The organism is bacterium, from assembly GCA_021108215.1.
GTDB lineage: Bacteria > Oederibacteriota > JAAXVQ01 > JAAXVQ01 > JAUVAV01 > JAIORK01.
The window spans coordinates 1-18,862 of the sequence record JAIORK010000055.1 but is presented as its reverse complement, the minus strand read 5'-3'; the positions used below and the strand labels follow the sequence as shown (position 1 = coordinate 18,862).

Below are 18,862 nucleotides of genomic sequence, written 5' to 3'. Positions count from 1 at the left end.
TTGTCAGTTAGGGTGTTCTTACAAGGAGGGAAAATGGCGAGCTATAAGGGAACCGGTATAGTATTTATGCGAAGTTTGTTGCAAAAAAAAGGTGTGGAGCAGGCATTTCTATCCAGTTTATCAGAGGAAGAAAAGGTACGCTATCAAAGAACCATAAGTGTGTCCTGGGTTGCCATTGAGATTGTAAGTGCTTTTATTACCAAAGCTACGCGGGTGTTATATCCCGGCATGTCTGAAAAGCAGGCGTTAAGGGAATTCGGTATTGAACTGGCCCGGGACAATATTAATGGCATCTATAAAATTATTGTTAAAATTATCAGTCTGGAATATTTTATGAAGCAGGCTGCAAAATTATGGCAGACCTATCATGATTCCGGCGAGGCGCATGTGGAGAGGATTGGTGAAAAGGAGCTTGCGTTTGTTGTGGAAAAGTTTGCGCATATGCCGGTGAGTATTTATGAATCAACCGGCGGTTATATTACCGGCATGGGAATGATGTCGGGTTTAAAAAAAGTTGAGGTTGTGCCGGAAATGATTCTGGACGGTATAAAGTGGCATATCCGTTATGTTTGAAGAACCGTCGGCTTAATGTATCAAAACCACTTTGCCGCTGACCCGTTTTTCGCCTGATGTGATCTGATAGATATAAATTCCGCCCTCGCAAAGATTGCCCTGCTCATCTTTTCCATCCCAGGATAAAGTAGTCAAAGTGCGTACCACACGTCCTGTAAGGTTTATGATTTTTATTTGATAAGTTTCTTGGATATTCGTAAACCGAGTGAAGAACTGGACGGGTGCTTGACTGGGAATAAATGGATTGGGAACAGCATAGCATCCCTTGGGAAAGACCGGCGGGGTGGCGGTGGGCAGGGGTTTGGGATGTTTGTCTGCCAAAAAACCGATGTAATCAAGCGTATAGTATTGTCCCGGGCTGCCTGTGATATGGAGTTCAACCGTCAGCATATGGGCTGATTGCCAGGGTAGATCAGGAAAGGTACGCAGATCAATGTTTATACGGCCTGGGCGGGTAAAAGTACCGATTTTTTGGTTGACTTCGTAGTCGTCAATCTGGAGTAAAATAATTTTTCCGCTTACACCCGGTTGGATATCAACAATATTCATTTCAAAAATATAATATTTTTGTGTATCCCAATAAACGCCGGGACTGCGCACTAAACCGGAGGTGTTGTCGGTGAGATGGACCCGCGCACCTTCAGCTGCATACCGGATGACAGCATGTTGATTTTCGTTGTAGGCAAAAGCTTCGTTGTCCCACCAATTGTTTACCTCAAGCCCTATTTCCATTTTGTGGTCGAAATCATCCTGCCAAAAGTAAATTTGCTCCGTGGTGTTTTGGTAAACTCTGAAATAATCAAAAAGCGTGTAATGATGTGCTGCAACCGTATTTGAATTTTCGAAATTGATTTCAATCCGAAATTCTTTTTCTCCGCGCCAATTGGTTAGTTTCTGGATGGGGAAAGAAAAGACGCCATTCGCACCCGATAGGTCGTGTAGCGCATGGAGGTTAAGTGGGTTTGAACCGTTCATTCCCCGCAGTTGTACCTTCCATTGGAAATTAACTCTTGGTTCATTTTCAACAATTTTCATTTCGAGTGTGTCATTGAAATCAAAATCAGCTGAAATATTAAAAGATTTTATACTTCCGGTGGCATTGGTTTGGGCGGTCATAGAGACAAACATATAGGAAGGCGTCCGACTAAAGAGGGTATTGACATTTTCATCAGTCCAACGGGGGTGCTTGGTCATGGCAGTTCCGGTTAAGTCATCATACCAGACATCGGAATCCTGCACCTGAAATGCCTGGGAAGGTAGGCTGCAGATAAAAATTGCTAAAATAAAAATACAAATTTTCCATAAAAGGACATTTTTTTTCAATGCGATGCCTCTGGATAATAAAATTATCTCGATGATACAAACGACGCTGCTATTTTGTGCAATATTATGCCACAATTCAGGATAAATGCACAAAAAATACTGCTTCAAGGTACATGCGGTTGGCTTTTTCAGCATCGACTATATAAAGGCAGGGTGCTCTCGGCAGTTATATGGTTTTTGCTGGTGGGTGCGGTGTATTCGGAGTTATATTGCATTTTTTTTGTTTTATTTCAGCTATTCTTGAAAAATCGAAATAATTCCCATCAGCATATCTGGAGAGACGTACCAAGAAAACACATCGCTTAGGGCGAATAGAAGACAGTGTGTGCGGGAGAGTAAATCAGGAGACTCCGGATAGTCCAACGGAGTCAGTGTTGGGAAAAATCATGTATAAAAATTCATCATACCTATAAAAATCTGTACACTAATTTTTCTTGAAAAAACAGATAGTATCAAAAAAGTGTACCATAATTCGGCACTGTGGTTTGTTTGGGGTCTATTTTATATAGTAATAGGGTCATTTGAACTTGGCATAAAAAATGCATTTATTTAAAGAAGAATGCTGTTAGGGAGGATGTCATGTTTCTTCGAAATCTATTCAAAAAAAAACGCAGAGCACCTGCTTATTTAATCATGCTTCTGCAAAAAAACAATGTTTCTATGGAACGAAACGCAAGGACGGTAGTAAGGGAACAAGTACCTCAAGACAGTCGGCAGGAATTTATCACACCAATATATATTTATACCAAAGAAAATAGCTTCAATTAATTACTTAACACCCGCAACCTTGGGTTTTTATCAGAGCATGGGTCGCCGGTTTTTTTAGAGTAGGGAAATTGATCCCGATGGTCGACATTGTTCCGGGAAGTATTGGTTTACCGCCATGCATACCGGCGTTGAAGTAATAGTAAGGCTGAGGGGAGCAAGGGAGGCATGCTGGAGGTGCCTCCTTTGCTTGTTCAGGACGGGACAACTGTGGATAGATGCAAGGACGGGGAAGGCTGTATTGGATTTTTAAAAGCGGTACTGGACAAAGTCCGCATTCGTTGGGTATGATGAGGGAAGTTGTGCGGCCGATTTATTGAAGAAAAAATCTATTCATCAGTCACCGGAGAATTTGAATGGTTTCCATTTTGTTGGTTGATGATCATCCTGGTTTGTTGGAAATTATGGTACTCGCATTAGAGGACGATTATCAGATCGTGACTGCCCGCGATGGTCAGGAAGGACTGGAAAAAGCCGGGGATCACAATCCTGACCTGATTATTGCTGATTATGCGATGCCGGAGATGAACGGACTGGAGATGGTCAAACAGATCCGAAGATTGCCGGACAACAAGTCTTTAATTATTCTGGTCTCAGCGTACTTGAGTCAGGAAGTTAAACACCAGGCCAAGGCGTTGGGTGTCATTGAATGCATTGCCAAGCCCTGTGATATTGTTTATCTTCGGAATAAAATAGAGGCGATTCTCAAAAAGCACAAACATAGCACATCCGACAGTGAACCACCTGCTGGAAATTAATTTTTCTGAAAAAACACCAACCCCGCCGGATGACCACATTTTTTAGTGTTATTTTTATCGTGCCGGCGCGAACACAATAGGCAGCCTGCCCGGCGGACTTGCCCAGCTTGCCCCGCGTATGCGGGGGCGAATGCCGGGTGCAGGACGCACCATACGTTCGGTGGAACATCAGTGGACTCTATCGTCAAGTCCGGCTCTGGCGGATGGGTACAGTATCAATTTTTTTTAAAAACAAGTGTTTAGGGCGAATAGAAAACAGGATGCTCGATTAATTTGTACAGCAATGTTTTTATGTGTTCGCCGTGAGGAATAAATTTATTGCAATGCCGTTGATATTCCATATAATAATTGGATCCTGGAAAAGTATTGATTTGTAATGCCTACACCGAATCGCTTATATAAATATGAGTACTATGAAAAATATAGTTTTACGGCAGGGTTGTATCCGCGGGAATTTTTTGAAACAGGAAAGAAAGGTATTGATTTATGACAACAGTGCACAAGGGATGGTTTGGTGTATTTGGAGGTTGCTATGCGCCGGAGGTATTGGTGCCGGCAATCAGGGAATTAAAAGCAGCTTATCAGCGTTTTCACCGGGACCCGAAGTTTCGAAAAGAGTTGGATGAGCTTAGGCGTTATTATGCCGGGAGACCTACGCCGATTGATTATGCTCAGCGTCTGACAAAGGCATGGGGCGGTCCGAAAATATACTTGAAACGCGAGGACCTGAATCATACCGGGTCCCATAAATTGAATAATTGTTTGGGCCAAATTTTACTGGCGGTCCGCATGGGGAAAAAGCGAATTATTGCAGAAACCGGTGCCGGCCAACATGGTGTCGCCACAGCGACGGTCTGTGCCCGGTTTGGCATTCCCTGCCGCGTGTATATGGGGACTGAAGATATGCGGCGTCAGGCATTAAATGTTTACCGTATGCAGCTTTTGGGCGCAGAGGTTTATCGCGTTGACAGCGGCACCAAAACCTTAAAAGATGCCATGAATGAAGCTATTCGCGATTGGATTACCAATGTCCGCACCACGTATTATTTATTGGGAACCGTAGCCGGATTTGATCCCTATCCTTTCATGGTGCGTGAATTTCAATCAGTGATTGGCAAAGAGGCGCGACAACAAATTTTGGCAAGGACCGGTCGTTTACCCCATACAGTGGTTGCCTGTGTTGGGGGCGGGAGCAATGCCATAGGAATTTTTTCCGGTTTTATCCAGGACAGCAAAGTTGCGTTGGTGGGCGTAGAAGCCGGCGGAAGAGGGTTGCAAACCGGGCAGCATGCAGCACCGCTTAACCGGGGACATGTCGGGGTATTGCACGGCAGCCGGAGTTATGTTCTTCAGGATGCGCATGGACAGATTCGGGAGACACACTCGGTGGCAGCCGGACTTGATTATCCCGGTGTAGGGCCGGAATTGGCGGATCTCAAAGAGAGTGGGCGTGCATCCTTTGTTGCTGTGACGGATCAACAGGCGTTGGCAGCGCAAAGGGAGATGGCAAAGTTAGAGGGGATCATTCCCGCGACGGAAAGTGCGCATGCGATTGCCTATGCCAAGCAATTGGCGAAGAAAATGAAAAAAAACCAGTTGCTTATCATTAATGTGTCCGGCCGGGGAGACAAAGATTTGAAACCGGAGGACCTGGCATGAGTGTGCGTTTACTGAATCGTTTGCTCAAGGAGCGTGCGGTTGGAAATAAATTATTTGTACCATTCATTACAGCGGGTGACCGCAGCCTTGAATTTACTGGAAAAGCAGTGATTGCCATGGCGGATGCGGGTGCGGATGCCATTGAGCTGGGGGTGCCGTTTTCCGATCCCATTGCCGAGGGGCCGGTGATTCAGCAAGCTTCCCAGCGTGCTTTGGAAAAAGGGACAACCCTGGAAAAAATATTGCAGATGGTTAAAGCGGTTCGCAGGAAAACAACGGTGCCGATTATTCTAATGGGATATTTGAATCCTTTTATTCGCAATGGCGCAGAAAAAACGGCAACGCATGCATTCGGTGCCGGCGTGGATGGATTTGTGATCCCAGATCTGCCGCCGGATGAGGCGGAAGATTGGGTTGCGGCTTGTCGGAAGAAGGACCTGGATACGATTTTTCTTGCAGCACCGACCAGCACCCCGGAACGGTTGCAGGCAGTGGCCAATACCAGCACAGGATATGTTTATTATGTTTCCGTGACCGGCACAACCGGGATGCGTCACCACTTACCCAAAGATCTCAAACAAAGCATTGAGCAGGTAAAGCAGTATACCGCGCTTCCGGTTTTGGTGGGCTTTGGAATTTCTACACCGGCTCAGGCGAAAAAAGCAGCCGGCATGGCAGATGGCGTTATTGTCGGCAGTGCCATGGTCAGTGCCATGGCGGGTGCTGTCTCGGATAAGATTTCTTTGACCCGGTTGACCGGGCTTTGCAGGGAAATGGTCACCTCCGTAAAAAAGGGGTAGAGAAAAAATCAGGAGTTTGCTAAGATAATGAACCCCTATTACACCCTGTGTGGATAGGGGTTGTTTTTTTCATCAAAAATGAAGTAAAAATGATTAAAAAACGCAAAAAACTTTAGTTTAGGCGGGCATTAAGATGGATTGGTTTAAAAAACCCAAATATATGACAGTTCGTGTTCCACAAAAGGACAAAAAAGCCGGGATTCCGGATAATTTAGTGACGCGCTGTCCTTCTTGTAACGAAATTATTTTCAATAAAGAGATTGCGGAAAATCAGCACACATGTCCCAAATGCAATAATCATTTTAAAATGTCAGCCCATGATCGTTTTACCCTTTTAGCAGATAACGGAAAATTTCTTGAAAAAACATCGGGTAAAATCAGGGCAAATGATCCATTGGCCTTCCCGGGGTATCAGGAAAAACTCGAAAAAAGCAGAAAAAAAACCAATATGGATGACGCTGTCATAGCAGGTATTTGTAAAATGAATGGCGTCAAGACCGGACTGGCAATTACGGATTTTGGATTCATGGGAGGGTCCATGGGTTCGGTCCTGGGCGAAGAAATTGCGCAGTTGATCGAGCGCTGTATCAAAGAAAAATTACCGGTGGTGATTGTATCTGCTTCCGGTGGTGGTGCCCGGATGCAGGAAGGGATTGTTTCGCTGATGCAAATGGCCAAAACATCCGCTGCATTGGCCAAACTTTCGAGTGTTGGACAGTTGTTTATTTCCGTATTAGCCGATCCGACCGGCGGCGGGGTTACTGCCAGTTTTGCAATGCTGGGTGATATTATTATTGCCGAACCCAATGCCTTGATTATGTTTGCCGGTCCCAGGGTTATTGAGCAGACCATCCGCCAACGGCTGCCCAAACGGTTTCAAAGGGCGGAATTCCTTCAAGAACACGGCATGATTGATATGATCATTAAGCGCCAGGACATGAAAAATACCCTTTCCCGATTGCTCACACTTTCTCCCAAATGACTTTTACGCAGGCCCGAGACAGGCTCAGACGCCATACTGTCCGGGCTGTCAGGCCGGGTATTTTTCGCACGAAAAAATTACTCGCATGGGTAGGCTCTCCGGATAAGATTTTTCCTGCCGTTCATATCACCGGATCCAACGGAAAAGGATCGGTGGCAGCGATGTTATCATCGGTTTTTTGTCAGGCAGGATACCGCATAGGCAGCTTTACCTCACCCCATTTACATGATGAGCGGGAACGCATTATGCTTGACGGTCGGAAAGTATCCGCCCTCGTTTTTACACGGGCAGTCGCTTGCTTGCTGCCTGCACTTAAACGTCTGGAAAAAGAAGGCAATCCAGCCACGATATTTGAAGCCTGGACTGTTTTGGCGGCAATTGTTTTTCAAATGAAGCAGGTTGATCTGGTCATCCTTGAAGTGGGTCTGGGAGGCCGGTTGGATGCCACAACGGTTTGGCAGTATAAAATATTGACCATTTTAACCAATGTTCACTTGGAGCACACGGAGTATTTGGGTAAAACCCACGCAGCGATTTGTAAAGAAAAACTCGGCATTACGCGCACACAAATTCCCCTGGTTTCAGGGGTGCAAGATTCGGATTTGCGGAAAATTATCTGCCGGACGGCACACAGAAAGAAAATCCCTTTGTTTTATTCGGGGCATTCATCGCAGAATACACTTCGCATTATGCGGTGTCGCACCGGGGTGTCGGGATTTTTGCTGACGATTGGTTATCAAAAAAAAATATTTAAAATAAAAATTCCCTTAAGCGGTATTTTTCAAGTGGAGAATGCCGCAGTGGCGTGTTTGGCAATTAAAATTTTAACGTGCACCGGTTATCTGGTTTCTGATCAGGATTTGGCAAAAGGGATGTCCCGGGTGGTGTGGCCCGGGCGTATGGAGAAAATTCACACAGCACCCGCAGTTTTTCTGGATGGCAGCCACAACCCGGCAGCTGCCGCTGCGGCAATCCACGGGTGGATGGCGGCAAAAAGGAAAATTTATTTAGTTGTCGGTATTATGCAGGATAAAGCGGTACGGAATATGGTTCGAAGCTACGCCAAGGTAGCCCGCAAGGTCTGGACAGTGACCCCGCCGGATGAGCGCGGGATGTCGGCCCGGGCACTGGCAACGGTTTTTCAGGAATACGATGTACCGGCAGTGGCAGCGGGTTCCCTTCGCCAGGCCCTGGGGTTGGCCTGGCAGGAGATCAGCCGGCAGGACACAATTTTGATCACCGGTTCATTGTATATTTTGCACAAAGCACGTCAAGCCGTGCAGGCAATGTGAAACGGAGAAATAGATAGGGATTCGGGATCCGGGACGTTGATTAGTATATCAATATATCCTTCCATCCCAATCTTTTGCGCCGGAATTTTGGGTATCTCCCCGCAAGTGGAGAGAGGGAATAATTTCTGCTGAAATATTTGACAGGGCTGATTTGGGCACGTATAATTATATGGTTAGGAAAAAAGCGGGGGTTTAAACTTTTGAAAAAAGCTTTTTTTATCAGTTTATTGAGTGCCGGAGTGATTCTTGCAGGTTGTCAGTTTTGCCAGGCAGAATCTTATCAGGCATTGGCCATTCAAAAAGCCGTCCTGTATGGTGATCAGGTTGAAGTTTCTGAAGCACAGAGGCACCACCTGCTGAGTCGAGGGCAGGAATATCTTCGTTATTATCTGCGTGATGAGATGTTGCGCAATATGGCCGGCCGATGGTTGGCAATTGAAACGCATACCATGCAAACCGGATTCAAATTTGAATTACAGGATTTTCTCCACGGCACTGAGAAAGCTTTTACTGCCGAGATGCGTATTTATGCTGACGAAGACTTGAATAAATATCTGGAGTGCGGCTATTTGCTGCCCATTGAGGTTGAAATGGATTCCTTTTTAAGGATCGGACCCAATGTACAACTGCAAGCAAAAGTTGAAGTCCCCTTTGACAATGTCATGCGGTTTCAACTGGGTTCCAAAGTTGATTGGAATCAGAGTTTTTATTCATCCATCCAGTATCGTCTTAGCAATAGCAGCGATATCTATGAAGGTCTTACCATGGGAACGGGACTCCGGTTTTCTAATTGGCGCTGTAAAGTTAATTACGAAATTGCCGCAGATATGACCCAGATACAACACCTCAGTATTGCCCGCGATTTCTAATCGTTATCGTGCTAGTGCGAACACGATGGACAGTCTGCCCGGCGTATGCCGGGTAAGTCCATCGAGGAAGCAATTGAAAATATCGCCGATTGAAGGTGGAGCACCGAATTGATATTTCAGATGATCGGTGCGACATCCTGCCGTATTTGGGGCAGGGCGAACATCTCTCGACAAAAATACCACAGGTGTAAACCCGTGGATTTTTATCTGCGTATTTTCAGACAGTTAATTCCCCCTCGCAGTCGATGCACTTACATTGACAAGCCACCCTTTCTTATGCTACATTTTCCTTTAATTTTTAATATGTTGGCCGTGAATTCGCCGGCTTTAATTGCGTGACATGAGCGGTGAAATTGAATGGTCAGGAGAGCGTTTATGGACGATTTTATCAGACAAAAGGGCGTTTTATTCTGTGAAGAGGTTTCAATTGCCAAATTGGCCAAAACATACGGAACACCCTTGTATGTTTATAGCCGGCGTACGATACTCTCGCATTTTCAGAAAATTAAAAGTGCATTTTTTGAGCTTGATCCGTTGATTTGTTATTCAGTCAAGGCAAACTCCAATCTTTCCATCCTGAAGTTACTGGCGGACCAGGGAACCGGCCTGGATATTGTTTCGCAAGGAGAATTGGTCAGGGGTCAGAGGGTCAAGGTTCCGGCCGGGAAAATTGTTTATGCGGGTGTGGGAAAGACGGAAAAAGAAATTGCGGCGGCATTACAGGCTGGAATTCTTATGTTCAATGTTGAATCCGAACCTGAGGCGCGTTTGATTAACCGGGTCGCACAGCGGATGAAGACAATCGCCCGCGTGGCGTTTCGGATTAATCCTGATGTGGATGCCAAGACGCATAAATATATTACGACCGGGAAAAAGGAGAACAAATTCGGGCTTTCCATTCCTTTGGCCATGGATCTTTTTCGCAGTACACGCAGGCTCAAGCATATTGAGCCGGTGGGTGTCCATATGCACATCGGGTCGCAGATTACCACTGCAACACCCTATATCCAGGCCATCCGACGGATGCGCAAGGTGATTGAAGGGCTGCGGCAGGAAGGGTTTGATATCCGCTACTTCAATTTAGGTGGCGGTTTGGGTATTATTTACAACGAAGAGAGACCCCAGACCGCCAATGAGTTTGCCCAGGCCGTCATTCCACTGATCAAACCCCTGCGGTGTAAACTGATTTTGGAGCCGGGAAGATTCATTGTGGGGAATGCCGGTATCCTGGTGACGGAAGTACAGTATGTGAAAAAGGGTCATCGGAAATTATTCGCCATTGTTGATGCCGGTATGAATGATCTGATTCGGCCCAGTTTATACGGTGCGTTTCATCAGATACTTCCGGTGACAACCAAGCGGGGCGGCAAGCAAGTGCTGACCGATGTGGTAGGTCCGATCTGTGAGTCCGGCGATTTTCTCGGGAAAGACAGACACCTTCAGGTAGTTGCGGCAGGAGATCTTTTGGCCGTCCGCAGTGCAGGGGCCTATGGTATGGTGATGGCATCTAATTATAACAGCCGACCACGGCCGGCAGAAGTATTGGTTTCAGGCGGCCGCTCACAGCTAATTCGGCCGCGAGAGACGATGGAGGATATTCTCGAGCCTGAATTGCAGGTTGTAAGGCGAAAGAAAGTGCTGAGGAGCAAGAAATAATGGGAGCAATGCATTTTGCGAAAATGTCCGGCGCGGGCAATGATTTTATTGTACTGGATAATCGCCAGGGTGATGTGAAGGATGTAGGCAGTGAATTTATCCGTCGTGTTTGCGCGCGTGGTCTTTCTGTGGGTGCGGATGGTTTGTTGATACTTTCTCGATCTGAGAAGGTTGATTTTGAAATGCGCTATTTTAACGCGGATGGTTCAGAAGCCGCGATGTGCGGAAACGGTGCGCGTTGTATTGCGCGTTTTGCAGTGTTGCTGGGGATGAAGCCGGAGGGTGAGCAAGTGGTTTTTCAAACACAGGCCGGTATTTATCAAGCAACGGTAAATGGTATTCAGGTTGATTTGAAGATGATTCCACCGACGGAAGTAAAACAGGATATCGAGGTGGTTTTACCGGACCAGGTAAGAAGATGTGATTTTGCAGATACCGGTGTGCCGCATGCGGTTTTTTTTAGTGATTCAGTGGAAAATGAAGATGTGGATCAAACCGGAAGGACTGTCCGGTATCATGATGTTTTTCGTCCTGACGGCGCCAATGTCAATTTTTGTCATGTGATTGACCGGCATGCCCTCGCGTTTCGCATTTATGAACGCGGGGTTGAAGCGGAAACACTGGCATCCGGAACCGGCGCAGCAGCATGTGTTTTGACAGCAGCCCACCGGGGCTGGGTCGAGTCGCCGGTGAAAGTAAAAACACATAGCGGGATTGAACTGGAAATGCGTTTTGAAAAGACCGGGGACAAGTTTCACGAGGTCTTTCAGCGTGGAGAAGCCCGACTGATTTATTGGGGAGAGCTTACACCCGAAGCAGCGATGATTTAAATAGTTTAGGAATCAAGGAGGGGAACATGTTAAAAGGATCCATGGTAGCCATTGTTACGCCATTTCGCGACGGAAAGGTTGATGAGGCGGCGTATAAAAAACTGATTGATTTTCAGATTGAAAATGGAACGCAGGTGATTGTTCCTTGCGGGACCACGGGTGAGTCGGCAACGCTGAGCGTGGCTGAACACCATCATGTTATCGAACTGGCGGTTCAATTGGTGGCCGGCCGCGTTCCTGTGATGGCCGGAACCGGCTCCAATAATACGGCGGAGGCGGTTGAATTGACCAAGGCGGCCAAAGCAGCCGGCGCCAGTGTTTCGCTCCAGATTGTTCCTTATTATAATAAGCCCACCCAGGATGGCGTGTATCGCCATTTTATGAGTATTGCCGATGCAGCGGATTTTCCTTTGGTGCTGTATAATATTCAAGGCCGGACCGGAATTAATGTGCTGCCGGAGACAATTGCGAAATTGTCCCAGGCGTGTCCGTTGCTGGTCGGTGTCAAGGAAGCCTCAGGAAATTTGGAACAAATTAGCCGGTTGCATTTCTTGCTGGATGAAAAAGTTTCCATTCTATCCGGGGATGATGCCCTTACGCTGCCGATTATGGCAGTGGGAGGGAAAGGGGTTATTTCAGTGATTGCGAATATTGCGCCTAAACAAACCTCGACGTTTGTTGAATTGTGCCACGCCGGGAAATTCAGTGAAGCGCTGCCATTGCATGAAAAAATGTTGCCGATGATTAAGGCGCTTTTTTTAGAGAGTAATCCAACGCCGGTGAAGGCTGCCATGGAAATTCTCGGGCTTTGTTCAAGTGAGGTGCGTTTGCCGCTGGTGGCTGTGTCAGAGAGTACCCGGGAAAAAATTAAATCAGCCCTGAGTGTTTTCGGCCTGATCGCGTAGGAGGACAATGATGAAAATTGGGATTGCAGGAGCAGCAGGAAGAATGGGCAGGGCATTGGTGCGCGCAGTTTGTGATCATCCCGGTCTTGTTTTGGCAGGTGCCTGGGAGGGCAATGATCACCCGGCATTGGGACAAGATGTCGGTGTGTTGGCCGGGTGTGATGCTTGCAGTGTGATGCTTACTGATTCTGCGTCGGCAGTGATGGCTGCCTGCGATGCTATTATCGATTTTACTGCGCCGGAAGTATCCATTGGTATTGCCCGTGATGCCGAGGTTTGTGGATGCGCTTTGGTGATCGGAACCACTGGATTCAGTCAGGACCAATTGGCCATGCTGGAAAAAGCCGGTGAAAAAATTCCGGTCGTGTATGCCACGAATTTTTCAACCGGGGTCAATGTCCTGTGGAGCCTGGCAGAGCAGGCAGCGCGTCTTTTGGGAGAACAGTATGATGCCGAGATTGTTGAAATCCACCATAATCAAAAAAAAGATGCGCCATCCGGTACGGCGGTGACGCTGTTGGAGGCTATTGGTCGCGGCAAGGGGTTGGACCCGCGTCAGTCAGTCCGCTATGGCAGAGAAGGCATGATCGGTGCCAGAAAAAAAAGCGAGATCGGGGTCCATTCAGTACGGGCCGGTGATATTGTGGGAGAACATAGCGCCCTATTTGCCGGGCCGAATGAAAGAATAGAGATTAAGCATCTGGCCCATTCGCGGGATGTTTTTGCCCGTGGCGCAGCCCGTGCAGCAGCCTGGCTTGAAGGAAAAAAAGCAGGATTCTACCATATGCGGGATGTTTTAGGGATTCAATAAGGTGTTGCGAATCACCCGGGGAATCATTTTCAGCATTGGAAGCGAAAAATCACCGGAGATATTTATTAGGTGCTGTTTGGATAATGGTTTTTAGTAAGCAAAACCTTTTTTTCCAACGCTGAAAATGATTCCCCGGGTGATTTGACAATTCGGTGTTGGTAAATTATAGTTTAACCCCTACTGGAAAGAGGGGGCATTGGAGCGTCTGCAAAAAATTCAAGCAGTAAGTATTCGTAGTAAGTATTAATTTTATTCATGCGAGATACGATATAAAGGGTCAAGCACAAATATTTGCCAAGCAGTATTTAGTTGAATTGTACAGATTTGCGTTTTCGAATGAATAAAATTAATATTTACTACGAATAACGATGTTTTTAGTAATTGGGCACCGGCGAGAGGAGATTTAAAGAAAAAGCGTAAAAAACAATAGCGGAATTTGGGTTTTTTTTGGTATCCTAAGTTTTATTCTTTAGCCGGCTGGTTGGCTTTCAGCGGCGGAATAAACGGCAAGAAAGGGCGAGAAAGAATATGACTGCAATTAAACTGGACCGAAAAGGCGTTACCATGCTGGGATACGGGATTGTTGATGTGGAATTAATCAGAAATAATGTTTGGCAGGCAGTGATTGAGCCGATCAAAGACGGCCAGTATACCTTGAAATTGAGCGGTTTGACCGGAAAAACCATTCCCGAACCTGAAGCCCGGAATATTTATCAGGAAATATTGAATTATAAATGGCTCCAGACCGAGAATCTGGTCAAAGCAGGCAAACTGGAAAAAGGGTCATCCTTGACACTTCAGGAAGCTGCCGAGGAATGGATGGAAAAGCATTATCCAGACTGGAAGGTCGCCCGGCCGACATTTTTTGAGAAGTCGGAGTATGTGGATGAAGAACTGCACGAAACACCCGGCTCGGGTGATAAAGGCTGAGTATGGTTTGTAGACGTGAATAAGGTTTTTGTCGGATTGGGCGCTAATTTAGGATCGCCGGCAGACCAGTTGTCTGTGGCGGTTCGGGCGTTGGCCCGGCATCACGCCCTTGGGCTGACGGAAATTTCTTCACTGTATCAGTCAGTCCCGGTGGATGTGCCGAATGAGCAGCCGGATTATTTTAATGCCGTGGTCGGCCTGGAGACGTCATTGACGCCCCGGGAATTATTGTTGCTGGGGTTGGACCTTGAAAAAAAATCCGGGAGCATGCCGGAAAAATTTAAGGCGCCCCGCCGATTGGATATTGACTGGTTATTATATAATGAAGACGTGGTTGATGAATCCGGATTGAAAATACCCCATCCGGCAATGACCCGAAGAGCATTTGTACTGGTTCCTTTGGCTGAGATTGCACCGCTTTTTCGCCACCCGCTTTTCGGTAAAACGATTGCGGCATTAAGGGACGGGATTGCCATAGACGGCGTGAAACAAATCAGCCGTGGAAGCACTTGGTGCCATACAGATAAGGAGTGAAGGCTGTGGAAGGTAATCGCTATATTGTTATTGAGGGTGTCTTGGGTGTAGGCAAAACCAGTCTGTGTGAGAGCGTGAGCAAGGAACTGGAGGCGCGCTTGGTTTTGGAAGCTGCCGAGGAGAATCCTTTTTTGGAAAAATATTATCAGGATATGCGGGGATATGCATTTCAGACCCAGATATTTTTTCTATTGAATCGTTACCGGCAGCAGCATGATTTGGCACAAGGCGATCTTTTTCAGAGAAACATTGTATGTGATTATCTTTTTACCAAAGACCGTATCTTTGCTTATTTGACCCTGGATGAAAATGAAATTAATTTATACGAGCGGCTGTGTTCGATGCTGCATGAGAAGTTTTTAAAACCTGATTTGGTGATTTATCTTCAAGCGTCAACCGATGTGTTGATGCAACGGCTCGCCCAACGCGGACGGCCTTTTGAGAAGGGACTGGGCCGTGAATACTTAGAACGTCTCAATCAGGCGTACAATCATTATTTTTTTCATTATCAGGAAACACCTTTGCTGGTGGTGAATACCAATGATATTGATTTTGTGAAAAGCCGCCAGGATTTAAATGACCTCGTCAAGCAGATCCGCACCATGGGCAAAGGCACCCAGTATTACAATCCCGCAGGATACCAAGGCTGATTATCATGGCAATCACGGTACGTCATTTGGCGCAATGGAAAAATCAACAGGAACGCTTTGCAGTTCTGACAGCGTATGACTATGCAATGGCACAATGGGTGGCACAAGCAAAAATTCCGGTTATTTTGGTGGGGGATTCTTTGGGACAGGTGATGCTGGGTCATGCCAGTACGCTGCCGGTGACGATGGATGCAATGGTGCATCATACCGCAGCAGTTGTCCGGGGCGCCGGAGAGTGTTTGGTGGTCGCGGATATGCCTTTTTTGTCTTATCAGGTGTGCAGCGAAGATGCGGTGCGCAATGCCGGTCGACTGATTCAAGAAGCAGGTGCTCATGCGGTTAAGCTCGAAGGCGGTGAGGATATGGCGGCGGTTATTCGTGCGCTGGTTCGGGCGGATATTGCCGTGATGGGGCACATTGGATTGACGCCCCAGGCAGTCCATCAACTGGGCGGGTACCGCACACAGGCGGTCGATGAAGCCGGAAGGCAGACGTTGCTGGCGGATGCCCGGGCGGTTGAGGCGGCAGGAGCTTTTGCCGTTGTACTCGAAAAGGTCCCGGCCCAGGCAGCCAGAGAAGTTACCGAAGCACTCTCGATTCCTACCATTGGCATTGGGGCGGGTCCGGACTGTGATGGGCAGGTATTGGTCACGCATGATATTCTCGGGCTGTTTGGTGATTACAAACCGTCTTTTGTTAAGCGCTACGCGGAATTGGGCCAAGCAGCGGTGAAAGCCATGGCAACATTTCAACAAGAAGTAAAAACCGGGCAGTTTCCGGAAAAAGAAGGGAACCATGATGGGTGCTGAAAATGTTTCGGGAAATGATGCTGCCAAGGCCAAGCGCAGCCAGACGGTAAAAACGGTTGCAACTGAAAAATTGTTACGACCGATTGTGGAGCGTTGGCGCTGCAATCATAAGAAGATAGGTTTTGTTCCCACCATGGGTGCATTGCATGAAGGGCACATCGCCTTGATCCGGGAAGCCAAGAAAACCTGTGACAAAGTTGTGGTTTCAATTTTTGTCAACCCGCTCCAATTCGGTCCTTCCGAAGATCTGGGAAAATATCCGCGTGACATCAAACGGGATAGCCGTCTTTTGACCGCTGAAAAAGTTGATCTGCTATTTGCACCTGAGAGTGAAGAAATGTATCCGGATGCGTTCAACACGCAGGTCCTGGTGGGGGAAAATTTGACCCGGTTGCTGTGCGGGGAATCGCGTCCCCGGCATTTTTCCGGTGTTACCACGGTGGTGGCCAAGTTGCTGACACTGGTGCGGCCGCATATAACTTTTTTTGGCCAAAAAGATTTCCAACAGACATTGATTATTCAGCGGATGGTTGCGGATTTGACAATGGGAAGCGGGATTGTGATGCTCCCGACGGTGCGTGAAACGGATGGCTTGGCCAAAAGTTCCCGCAACCAGTATTTAACGGAAGAGGAGCGCCGCGCGGCACCGGCGGTGTATCAAGCGCTCAAACTCGCGGAAGGGATGCTTCAGGTGGGCGAGCGCAATCCCAAAGATCTTTTGGATGCAGTCCGAAAACGGCTGCAGAGTGAACCGTTGATGGAGATAGACTATATTGCAGCGAAAAATGCGGACACCCTCGAAGATTTGAATATTTTAGCCGGCCCCATACTGGTGGCCGTTGCGGTTGTGTTGGGTAAAACACGGTTGATTGACAATATTTTAATGGACGTACCGTCAGGGAGTTAAATTATGAAAAGAAGTTTGATGAAATCCAAGTTACATCGGGCAACGGTCACCGGCGCCCATCTTGATTATATGGGAAGTATTACTATTGACCGGACACTTTGTGAGGCGGTGGATATTCTTCCCTATGAGCGTGTGCATGTGCTTAATCTGGATAACGGCGCCCGGATAGAAACCTATGTTATTGCCGGAAAAAAAGACTCCGGTCAGATGCGGATCAATGGCGCGGCGGCCCGGTTCTTTTCGAAACACGACCGGATTATTGTGATTGCTTATACCGAGGTTGAGGATTGTGAATTAAAACAATTTAAACCCCGCGTGGCTTTTGTGGATGAAAAAAACCGGGTCACCGAAATACGGATTGGGTCGGTAAGACCCCATCGTGAATTGCCGCCGGCGCGGAAGGGAAAAAAAGTATGAGTGAAATGACAGCACTGGCCGTACCGGCAGTGGAAAAGACGCTGGCAAGAATCAATCACTGGAAGACTGCCAGAAAAGCGGTTATTTTAGCCCACAACTATCAAGTGGATGCGGTTCAGGCAGCGGCGGATTATACTGGTGATTCGCTGGAACTTGCCCGTTTGGCTGCCAAGACGGATGCCGAGGTGATTGTTTTTGCGGGTGTGACCTTTATGGCGGAAAGCGCAAAAATACTCTCTCCGGAAAAAACCGTACTTTTGCCCATACAGGAGGCGGGATGTCCTTTGGCGGATACCATTACTGCCGAAGATTTGCGCAATGCCAAGGCAGAGCATCCGCGTGCCGCTGTGGTGGTCTACATTAATTCCACCGCTGAGGTTAAGGCGGAAGCGGATGTTTGCTGCACATCGGCCAATGCCGTGCAGGTGGTTAATTCATTATCAGCGCAGGAGGTTATTTTTGCCCCGGATAAAAATTTGGCTCACTGGGTGGCCAGTCATTCCACCAAGCAAATTATTCCCTGGGCCGGCAGTTGCTGTACTCATAACAATATTACCCTTTCGGAGGTGGAACAAGCCATGGCAATGCATCCGGAAGCAGTGCTTACCGTACACCCGGAATGTCGGCCGGAGGTATGCGCCCGGGCATCGGCCGTGCTTTCGACCTCGCAGATGGTCCGTTATTCCAAATCAGATCCGTCATTGGCGTATATTGTCGGGACGGAAAACGGTCTGCTGTTTCGTCTGCGCAAGGAAAATGCGCACAAAACATTTTATCCGCTCGCCGAAAGCATGATCTGTAGAACCATGAAGATGACTTCTCTAGAAGATGTGGCGGACGCTTTGGAATATAGCCGGCATCCCATTGAGGTTCCGGAATTAATCCGCGAACAAGCTGTGCGGTCATTGGACGCAATGCTGGGAATTGCCTGATATAAGTCAATATACCAAAGGAGTTCCCGGACTTTAGTCCGGGGTTACCGCATCCCTCTCCCTTTTAGGGAGAGGGATAAAGGGTGAGGGTTACCTGAATACTCCGCACTTCAGTGCGGGGATGATTTATTAAGCTAATCACGTACAACCACGAAGGCTTTCATGATTTTAAAATCCAACCGGCCGCCTGAAGTATATTATTTCCAAGATGTTATTTTATTGAAAATAATATGTATACCTGTGGTGTAATCTTCATATTTATAGCAAAATAATTTTAAAAAAACGCATGGAATTCGAGAATAATTAGTCAAAAGAAATAGGGAAAGCAGGCATCACGCCAAGCCGCTAAGAACGCAAAGCAAGGCAGTTGATTTTATTATAAAAGAATGACTTGGCGATCTTGGCATCTTAGCGCCTTTGCGTGAGGAAAAAAGATGATTGATTTGAAAAGACGGACAAT

Annotated in this window: 20 protein-coding genes; 19 read left to right on the top strand and 1 reads right to left on the bottom strand. The window is 47.2% G+C overall.

Translation table 11 applies throughout. The annotated features are described in order from the left end of the window. Positions 1–33: 33 nt before the first annotated feature. Positions 34–573, top strand: a complete 540-nt coding sequence (locus K8S19_12870; GenBank protein ID MCD4814569.1) for a hypothetical protein — start codon at positions 34–36, stop codon at positions 571–573. Between the two features lie 12 nt (positions 574–585). Here the strand turns inward: K8S19_12870 and K8S19_12865 are convergent, their stop codons facing one another. Then, entirely contained in the window at positions 586–1,896 is a 1,311-nt protein-coding gene (locus K8S19_12865) for a T9SS type A sorting domain-containing protein (protein MCD4814568.1), read from the bottom strand. Positions 1,897–2,475: 579 nt separating this feature from the next. On the opposite strand from K8S19_12865, the gene K8S19_12860 reads away from it, so the two are divergent. From K8S19_12860 to nadA, 18 genes are all read left to right on the top strand, one after another. After that, positions 2,476–2,664 (top strand): hypothetical protein, encoded by a 189-nt coding sequence (locus K8S19_12860; protein MCD4814567.1) that lies wholly within the window; start codon positions 2,476–2,478, stop codon positions 2,662–2,664. A 353-nt stretch (positions 2,665–3,017) separates the two neighbouring features. Continuing rightward, on the top strand, positions 3,018–3,419 hold the full coding sequence (locus tag K8S19_12855) for a response regulator (GenBank protein MCD4814566.1): 402 nt from the start codon (positions 3,018–3,020) through the stop codon (positions 3,417–3,419). Positions 3,420–3,905: 486 nt separating this feature from the next. Then, positions 3,906–5,078, top strand: coding sequence for a tryptophan synthase subunit beta (gene trpB / locus K8S19_12850; GenBank protein ID MCD4814565.1), 1,173 nt, complete (start codon positions 3,906–3,908; stop codon positions 5,076–5,078). Then, complete coding sequence (trpA, locus tag K8S19_12845; protein MCD4814564.1) at positions 5,075–5,878, top strand: tryptophan synthase subunit alpha; 804 nt, start codon at positions 5,075–5,077, stop codon at positions 5,876–5,878. The genes trpB and trpA overlap by 4 nt, the downstream gene beginning before the upstream one ends. Before the next feature lie 127 nt (positions 5,879–6,005). Further along, positions 6,006–6,860, top strand: coding sequence for an acetyl-CoA carboxylase, carboxyltransferase subunit beta (gene accD / locus K8S19_12840; protein MCD4814563.1), 855 nt, complete (start codon positions 6,006–6,008; stop codon positions 6,858–6,860). Next, positions 6,857–8,152 (top strand): hypothetical protein, encoded by a 1,296-nt coding sequence (locus K8S19_12835; protein MCD4814562.1) that lies wholly within the window; start codon positions 6,857–6,859, stop codon positions 8,150–8,152. The genes accD and K8S19_12835 overlap by 4 nt, the downstream gene beginning before the upstream one ends. A 200-nt stretch (positions 8,153–8,352) precedes the next feature. After that, positions 8,353–9,021, top strand: coding sequence for a hypothetical protein (locus K8S19_12830; GenBank protein ID MCD4814561.1), 669 nt, complete (start codon positions 8,353–8,355; stop codon positions 9,019–9,021). Positions 9,022–9,396: 375 nt separating this feature from the next. After that, positions 9,397–10,677 (top strand): diaminopimelate decarboxylase, encoded by a 1,281-nt coding sequence (gene lysA, locus K8S19_12825; GenBank protein ID MCD4814560.1) that lies wholly within the window; start codon positions 9,397–9,399, stop codon positions 10,675–10,677. Beyond that, complete coding sequence (gene dapF / locus K8S19_12820; GenBank protein MCD4814559.1) at positions 10,677–11,507, top strand: diaminopimelate epimerase; 831 nt, start codon at positions 10,677–10,679, stop codon at positions 11,505–11,507. The genes lysA and dapF overlap by 1 nt, the downstream gene beginning before the upstream one ends. 26 nt (positions 11,508–11,533) lie before the next feature. Then, a complete protein-coding gene (gene dapA / locus K8S19_12815) occupies positions 11,534–12,412 on the top strand; it encodes a 4-hydroxy-tetrahydrodipicolinate synthase (protein ID MCD4814558.1) in 879 nt (292 codons plus the stop codon). A gap of 7 nt (positions 12,413–12,419) precedes the next feature. Further along, positions 12,420–13,223: a 4-hydroxy-tetrahydrodipicolinate reductase gene (gene dapB / locus K8S19_12810; GenBank protein MCD4814557.1), complete on the top strand. Its 804-nt coding sequence runs from the start codon at positions 12,420–12,422 to the stop codon at positions 13,221–13,223. Between the two features lie 528 nt (positions 13,224–13,751). Beyond that, on the top strand, positions 13,752–14,153 hold the full coding sequence (locus K8S19_12805) for a hypothetical protein (protein ID MCD4814556.1): 402 nt from the start codon (positions 13,752–13,754) through the stop codon (positions 14,151–14,153). A gap of 15 nt (positions 14,154–14,168) precedes the next feature. Further along, the gene (gene folK, locus K8S19_12800; protein ID MCD4814555.1) at positions 14,169–14,687 is read left to right on the top strand and encodes a 2-amino-4-hydroxy-6-hydroxymethyldihydropteridine diphosphokinase; all 519 of its coding nucleotides are present in this window, start codon (positions 14,169–14,171) and stop codon (positions 14,685–14,687) included. A 5-nt stretch (positions 14,688–14,692) separates the two neighbouring features. Then, positions 14,693–15,337 (top strand): deoxynucleoside kinase, encoded by a 645-nt coding sequence (locus tag K8S19_12795; protein MCD4814554.1) that lies wholly within the window; start codon positions 14,693–14,695, stop codon positions 15,335–15,337. 5 nt (positions 15,338–15,342) lie between these two features. Continuing rightward, the gene (gene panB, locus K8S19_12790; protein MCD4814553.1) at positions 15,343–16,146 is read left to right on the top strand and encodes a 3-methyl-2-oxobutanoate hydroxymethyltransferase; all 804 of its coding nucleotides are present in this window, start codon (positions 15,343–15,345) and stop codon (positions 16,144–16,146) included. Continuing rightward, positions 16,136–17,053: a pantoate--beta-alanine ligase gene (panC, locus tag K8S19_12785; protein MCD4814552.1), complete on the top strand. Its 918-nt coding sequence runs from the start codon at positions 16,136–16,138 to the stop codon at positions 17,051–17,053. Before panB ends, panC begins: the two co-directional genes overlap by 11 nt. A gap of 3 nt (positions 17,054–17,056) precedes the next feature. Next, a complete protein-coding gene (locus tag K8S19_12780; GenBank protein ID MCD4814551.1) occupies positions 17,057–17,470 on the top strand; it encodes an aspartate 1-decarboxylase in 414 nt (137 codons plus the stop codon). A 5-nt stretch (positions 17,471–17,475) separates the two neighbouring features. Next, positions 17,476–18,402 carry a quinolinate synthase NadA gene (gene nadA, locus K8S19_12775; GenBank protein ID MCD4814550.1) on the top strand — a complete coding sequence of 309 codons (927 nt, stop codon included), beginning with the start codon at positions 17,476–17,478 and terminating at the stop codon, positions 18,400–18,402. The last annotated feature ends 460 nt before the right edge of the window (positions 18,403–18,862 follow it).